Genomic DNA, 6,704 nt, shown 5'->3' with positions numbered 1-6,704 from the left:
CGTGGTCAGATGCATTCCCAGCTAGGTGGCTCAAAAGTGTTCCGATGTCCTGAGTGCGGGTTCACTCTACCCAGGGACTGGAACGGTGCTTTTGGAATCTTTCTAAAAGCTTTGCGGGATACCGCCTCTGTTACCTTAACGGGTAATAGTGCTATCGTCGCATTGTCAGGCAATAGCCGGATAAATGTCGCGTAAATGTATCAGTCATAAACTACATTGGTGAGCGATCGGTGCTTTTTCCTGATTCAATAGGAAACATAGAACATAAACTTTTGTTACGAGAGGAGTGAAGATGTACATTGTACAGATTGCCTCTGAGTGCGCCCCTGTAATCAAGGCGGGAGGTTTGGGTGATGTAGTCTACGGACTCAGCCGAGAGTTGGAACTGCGGGGCCATGCAGTAGAGATAATTCTACCCAAATATGATTGTATGCGTTATGACCATATTTGGGGACTACACGAAGCCTACCGAGATTTAGTTGTCCCTTGGTATGGTGCAGCGATACACTGTGATGTTTACTGTGGCTGGGTTTATGGCAGATTATGCTTTTTCATAGACCCCCATTCGGATGACTTATTTTTCAATCGCGACTGCTACTACGGTTGCAATGATGACAATATGCGGTTTGCCTTTTTCAGTAAGGCAGCCTTAGAGTTTCTGTTGCTGACTAACAAACGGCCCGATGTGATCCACTGTCATGACTGGCAAACTGGCCTAGTTCCGGTGCTACTGTTCGAGATTTACAAGTATCATGGCATGGAATATCAACGGGTTTGTTATACCATTCATAACTTTAAACATCAGGGCATTGCGGGATGTAATGTTTTGTGGGCTACCGGTCTGAATAAGGAATCTTACTATTTCGCTGACGATCGCCTCCAAGATCCCTTTAATCCTTTTGCTCTAAATTTGATGAAAGGCGGAATCGTCTATTCTAATTTCATCACCACAGTTTCCCCCCACCATGCTTGGGAAGCACACTATGGCGATTTTGGTTATGGTTTGGGCCATACCATTCATGAACATCAACATAAATTCAGGGGGGTACTCAATGGCATTGACTATGAAGTATGGAATCCCGGAGTCGATCGCTATATTCCCCATCATTATGATGCTGATACCTTTACGGAAAAAGCCAAAAACAAACAAGCACTCCGAGAGCGATTATGGCTGGGTCACGGGGATAAACCTTTAATTGCTTATGTGGGGCGTTTAGACCAACAAAAAGGCGTTCATCTCGTCCACCATGCTATTTATTATGCCCTCTATCGCCAAGCTCAATTTGTGTTGTTAGGTTCGGCAACGGAAACCGCAATTAACAACTGGTTTTTGCATGAAAAAAATCATCTAAATCATAACCCTGATTGCCATATCGAAATTGGTTTTAATGAAGAACTTTCCCATCTCATTTACGCCGGGGCTGATATTATTATTGTTCCCAGCAATTATGAACCTTGTGGCTTAACTCAGATGATTGGGTTGCAATATGGGACAGTTCCAGTGGTGCGGGGGGTTGGCGGGTTACTCAATACAGTGTTTGACCGAGACTATGACAACTGTCATGAAGAAGAAAAACGCAATGGTTATGTGTTTTTCCAAACTGATAGTCAGGCACTAGAATCGGCTTTAGATAGAGCGATCGGCTTGTGGTATCACTATCCCAAAGAGTTTCAAAAGTTGGCAATTCAAGGGATGGAATATGACTACTCATGGTCAAATCCAGCTACTCAGTATTTGTCGATTTACGAATATATTCGACATAAATAAGTGTCGTAAAAATTCCCATATTTCTGGGGTTTTTGGTGGCGGTAATATCCCAAACCTCACACCTGAAACCTCAAATATTATCGGTGACATCGGTTCATATATCTCACTTAGATATGATGTTTTCCTCAGCATATAAATACCAAGTAAATCAATGGTATTTTCGACCGACAGATGTATTTCTAGCCTCCTATCCACGTTCTGGTAATACTTGGATGCGATTGTTACTTAGTGATGTAATTAAACAATTGGGGGGGGAAACAACACAGCCAGGAGGTAATGTGATCCCAGATGTTTATAAGGTTGATATTGAAGACTGGTATCGCAACCCTCGGATTAAAATTCCGTTTCGGATTATTAAAACCCATGAACCATTCGACCTAATTTCAGATTATCGAATTATCTACCTATTTCGACATCCTGCTGATTGTCTTTGTTCCTACTATCACTATCAACTAAGGTCGCCTAAGTTTCGGAAAAATAACTCGGGGATAGATGAGTTTTGTCTGAATTTAATCAATCAATGGTGTGGTCATATTAACAGTTATTTAGAAGCTGCAAAAACTGACAGCGATCGCCTTTTATTTGTCAGCTATGAATCCCTAAATAATAACCCCATTGAATTCCTCAAAAATGCCTGCAATTTTATGGATTTAGATATCACAGAATCTCAGGCTAAAATTGCCGTCACTAATCAACAATTCCGGCAACTTAAAAGTCTCAGTCAGCAGGGAGATAGCCAAACTCTAGGATTTGCGGAAAACGGCGGATATCAAAACTTCTTTCGGCGCGGTGAAATCAACTCATCGGCACAAGAATTGTCGGGAAACACCCGCGAAACTATCAACCATAAATCCCAGAATCTTTACAATCAAATGAGGGAACTGGAGTCACAAAAAGTCACAAATATTAATAGTAATTAAGAGTCGATAAGGTGCTATCTATGTCATAATTAATCCCAGAAAAGTTTAACGGAGATAGATGACAGCTAAAACAGGATTGACGAAAAGTGCATAAATTGTTTTAGTATATCAAAATGGATAACCCTATTATTATATCAATGGCAGAGCAGGTGCATACTCATGGATTTACTATCCCATCAGTTTATCAGCTATTTTGAGCCAGAACAGGCGGATAAACTTTGTCAGTTGGCTATTGTCGAATACTACCCAGAAGGAAGCCTAATTTTTGAAGAAGGCGAAGTTCCCGACTACTTATATTTAGTGCTAACGGGGGAAGTAGAGTTTAGTAAGTCCACAGGAGGCGATCGCTATCAGGTGGTAACAGTAGCTAGACCCAATAGCTTTTTTGGTGAATTTGGGGTCTTAGACGGACAGCCACGCAGTGCGAGAGCGATCGCTACACTAGGGGGAGCTACCCTAGCTAAAATCTCACGGGATAACCTAATCACCATTCTCCAAGACGCAAAGGGTCAAGTAGTCCTCAAGCTATTCGGCTATATTACCCAACAACTGCGAAACACCACCAACGAGTATGTCAACCAAATGGTTCACAAGCAGAAAATGGAACTATTGGGGGAAATGGTCAACACCATTGTACACGATTTTCGCAGCCCCTTCACAGGTATTCAGCTTTCTAGTTCCATGATTCGGGAACTACACCCGGACGAAGAAACCGAGGAATGGTGCGATCTAATTTCCATGCAAATTCAACGGATGTTAGGAATGGCTGAAGAAGTCCTAGAATTTAGTCGGGGAAGCACCAGCCTGCTCTTAAAACCCGTGGCTATAGAGGAGATTATACAGCAGTTTGAAAAGTTAAACCGAGTCTATTTACACTCCTCTGATGTAGAATTGGTCATTGATATTCCTGACGGAATCTACGTCCTAGCTGACCTTAACAAGATTATACGGGTGTTACAGAACTTGGTCAGCAATGCAGTGGAGGCCTTTCCTAATTCACAGGGAAAGATTATCATCACTGCTACCACTCAAGATAATTGGGGGGTGATTATGGTTAAAGATAACGGAACGGGTATTCCCAAAGCTATTCAAGAACATCTATTTGATGCCTTTGTCACCTATGGAAAACAGGGAGGAACAGGTTTAGGAACAGCGATCGCCAAATCCATTGTCGAAGCTCATGGCGGCGCGATTAGGTTTGAATCAACCGCCGGAGCAGGAACTACATTTTGGATTCGTCTACCTTTGAACAGTGGCGATCCCAATATGCAGTCCCCAACCCTCAAACAAGTAAATATTGGTTGATTTTCAAGGATGATTATATATCCAAAACCTCAAAATCTGTTTGACCATAGGCCATTTGGCGATCGATAGCTGAGAGAATTTTATTATTAGCCTGATCCGAGTGCAAGCAGGCGCAAGCCAAAGCCGCCACATCAGCGCGGTGGATAGTTCCCGCGACTCGGTAATCCTCCGTTAGCACACCATTTCCCGTCGCTGGTTCGGACTTTAACCCTCCCGGACGGATAATAGTATAGGTGAGGCCACTATTAATCAGATGTTCCTCGGCTTTTTCCTTTTCTATCAAGACTGATTTCAGGGTTTCCATAGCCTGGGGAGGGAGAGCTACAGCACTTTGACCGCTACCAATGGAGGAAATTAGGATAAATTTTCCTACATTAGCTTTCACGGCTGCATCAATCAGGTTACGATTCCCCAAATAATCAGCCCTTTGACCGTCTTTCGGTAAACCGCCAATGGTGCTAATCATGGCAGAAATAGCCGGCCCGTCTGTCACAGCCTGTTCAACGGCGGCCAGATCGAGAGCATCTCCCATGACAATTTCAATCCCCATTCTTTCGAGTTCTGGTCCGCTGGATGGCGATCGTAATAATGCCCTAACCTTTACTTGTCCTCCCCTCAGACAATTGGCAATTTCCCGACCTACACCCCGACTCGCACCCGCGAGAAAAATACAAGATTCAGAATTCATCTATTTACTAAAATCGTTTATCAATTATCCATTATCAATTATCCATTATCCCTTGTCCTCAAATACCCCCAAATATAATTTTTGCTAATTTTTACGACTCAATGGATTTAAATTTCAAAATATTGTTAAGAATTAATACAATTTAATTGAAAATATCTCGCAAATAGTTGACGAGATTATAGGGGTTATGGTATCATCGGATAAATCGTTACCAAGGGCTTCTTGTGTCTAGGCGCAAAAAAAAAGCCTAAAGCCCCGATTATGTCGGGGTTAGGATTATTCTACGACCAAAATTAAAAATTCACGATGCACGAGTTTTGCGGGACTAAGGCGATCGCCATTTTTAGGAGTCTTGACAAAAACCACATTGTGTGCATATCTGAATCGTCGATGGGGATCAGTGAATTAAGAACTAGGGGTATCAGAAATCAGAGATCTCATACCTTCGAGAGTGGCGGGGATAGATCGCGGGTCCATAAACATGACCTTGCTGCTATCACTATTACCGATAGTAGCTCCCATCTCAATATAGTTTTGGGCTAACAGATATTGCAAGGCTTCCCGTGCTTCCGGGTCACTTTGGAGAGTCTTAGTTAGAATTTGGATAGCTTCCGCCGTCGCATGGGCTTTGAGAACCTGAGATTGACGTTGTGCTTGAGCCTCGAGTACCACAGCCTTTTGTTGAGCTTCAGCAGCTAAAACTTGCGCCTCAGCCCGACCTTTAGCGGAGTTAACAGCAGATTCTCGTTCTCCTTCGGAAGCCAGAATAGCAGCGCGTTTTTGTCGTTCCGCAGACATCTGCAATTCCATAGCATCCATTACCGCCTTAGTAGGGCAAATATCGCGCAATTCCACCCGTGTGACTTTCACACCCCAGGGGTCAGTAGCGATATCCAATTCCCGCAATAGCATTTCATTAACTTCTGTGCGCGCGGTGAAAGTTTGATCAAGTTCTAGTTTTCCCATTTCGGAACGGATCTGGGTTCGCACCATATTTTCCATAGCAGCCTGTAGGTTATTCACCTTATAGCAGGCTTTTTCCAAATCCATAATCCGCCAATAAACGACAGCATCAACGCTAATGGAAACATTATCGCGGGTAATACATTTTTGGGGAGGAATATCAAGGACTTGTTCCCGGACAGTTTCCCGATAAGCCACCCGATCCAAGAAAGGGACAAGAAAGTTTAAACCCGGATCTAAGGTACGGCCATTATACTTACCGAGGCTTTCGACTAAGGCTTTATCGCCCTGATTAATAATTTTGACAGAACCTGCCAGTGTCGAGCCACCGAAGAGTAAAATAATGATCAAAAATAGCTGTTCCATGGTTGATTTTCCTCTAGTGTTAAATTCGGATGAGCATATTTCTACAGCTTGACCAGGATAGACTTCTGACCAATCAAGTAGTTAGGAATTGATTAACTTTTCAGGAACGACAATTAAGGTATTTCCTTCTCGATTGACAACCAGGACCTTTTGTCCAGGAGCGATCGCATATTCTCCCTCGGAACGTGCCCGCCAAGAAATCCCATCATAAATTACCCGTCCGGTTTGTCCCGGCAAAATTTCCGTCAAAGTTTCAGCCTCTGTTGCTTCTTCCAGGATAGCAACCCGACGGTGTGGCAATAAACGGCGCATTACCATTATAGATGCCACGGATAATATCATCCAGAGAGCTATTTGTATGGGAACATTAGGCAAGATCAAAGAGATCGCAGCCACTACCAAGGCACTTACGCCCATCATAAACTCGACAAAGGCCGTAGGAAGAAATAACTCCATCAAACATAACACGGCCCCGGCCAGCAACCAAACGAGTGTAGGATTGGCAAACATCGATTTAACAAGCCTCCCGGTAATTTAGGGCGCTAGAGTTGATAGCGCAAATTTGATGATTAATGGATTGCTATGATCAACAGGAGCATGATTTAATCACAAATTCGGTTAATATTTTAGGGCAATACAGTATAATAAGCGAGAAGGGTTGAGGATAAACCTATTGCCAGATATGTCAAACCCA

At 43.1% G+C, this 6,704-nt stretch carries 6 protein-coding genes and 1 pseudogene; 4 read left to right on the top strand and 3 right to left on the bottom strand.

The window, feature by feature from the left end:
- The 4 genes and pseudogenes from P5683_RS21680 to P5683_RS21665 all read left to right on the top strand — a co-directional run.
- Positions 1-195, top strand: a pseudogene (locus P5683_RS21680) (hypothetical protein); the annotation flags it as partial.
- 97 nt (positions 196-292) lie between these two features.
- Complete coding sequence (glgA, locus tag P5683_RS21675) at positions 293-1,768, top strand: glycogen synthase GlgA (RefSeq protein ID WP_008056237.1); 1,476 nt, start codon at positions 293-295, stop codon at positions 1,766-1,768.
- A 113-nt stretch (positions 1,769-1,881) separates the two neighbouring features.
- Positions 1,882-2,688 (top strand): sulfotransferase domain-containing protein, encoded by an 807-nt coding sequence (locus P5683_RS21670; RefSeq protein WP_006622615.1) that lies wholly within the window; start codon positions 1,882-1,884, stop codon positions 2,686-2,688.
- A 159-nt stretch (positions 2,689-2,847) separates the two neighbouring features.
- Entirely contained in the window at positions 2,848-3,993 is a 1,146-nt protein-coding gene (locus P5683_RS21665; RefSeq protein WP_006670610.1) for an ATP-binding protein, read from the top strand.
- Positions 3,994-4,006: 13 nt separating this feature from the next.
- Here P5683_RS21665 and P5683_RS21660 read toward each other — a convergent pair whose 3' ends face one another.
- The 3 genes from P5683_RS21660 to P5683_RS21650 form a co-directional block, all read right to left on the bottom strand.
- Positions 4,007-4,681, bottom strand: a complete 675-nt coding sequence (locus tag P5683_RS21660; RefSeq protein WP_006622617.1) for an SDR family oxidoreductase — start codon at positions 4,679-4,681, stop codon at positions 4,007-4,009.
- A gap of 405 nt (positions 4,682-5,086) precedes the next feature.
- Positions 5,087-6,010, bottom strand: coding sequence for an SPFH domain-containing protein (locus P5683_RS21655; RefSeq protein ID WP_006622618.1), 924 nt, complete (start codon positions 6,008-6,010; stop codon positions 5,087-5,089).
- Between the two features lie 81 nt (positions 6,011-6,091).
- Positions 6,092-6,520 (bottom strand): NfeD family protein, encoded by a 429-nt coding sequence (locus tag P5683_RS21650; protein ID WP_006622619.1) that lies wholly within the window; start codon positions 6,518-6,520, stop codon positions 6,092-6,094.
- Between the last annotated feature and the right edge of the window lie 184 nt (positions 6,521-6,704).

The sequence above is a fragment of the Limnospira sp. PMC 1279.21 genome (assembly GCF_032349615.1).
GTDB classification, from domain to species: domain Bacteria; phylum Cyanobacteriota; class Cyanobacteriia; order Cyanobacteriales; family Microcoleaceae; genus Limnospira; species Limnospira fusiformis.
The sequence above is the reverse complement of the archived record's forward strand: the minus strand, read 5'-3'. Positions and strand labels throughout refer to the sequence as shown.

Coding starts and splice junctions, on each gene's coding strand:
- glgA (WP_008056237.1), top strand. CDS start 293: ATGTACATTGTACAGATTGCCTCTGAGTGCGCCCCTGTAATCAAGGCG.
- P5683_RS21670 (WP_006622615.1), top strand. CDS start 1,882: ATGATGTTTTCCTCAGCATATAAATACCAAGTAAATCAATGGTATTTT.
- P5683_RS21665 (WP_006670610.1), top strand. CDS start 2,848: ATGGATTTACTATCCCATCAGTTTATCAGCTATTTTGAGCCAGAACAG.
- P5683_RS21660 (WP_006622617.1), bottom strand. CDS start 4,681: ATGAATTCTGAATCTTGTATTTTTCTCGCGGGTGCGAGTCGGGGTGTA.
- P5683_RS21655 (WP_006622618.1), bottom strand. CDS start 6,010: ATGGAACAGCTATTTTTGATCATTATTTTACTCTTCGGTGGCTCGACA.
- P5683_RS21650 (WP_006622619.1), bottom strand. CDS start 6,520: ATGTTTGCCAATCCTACACTCGTTTGGTTGCTGGCCGGGGCCGTGTTA.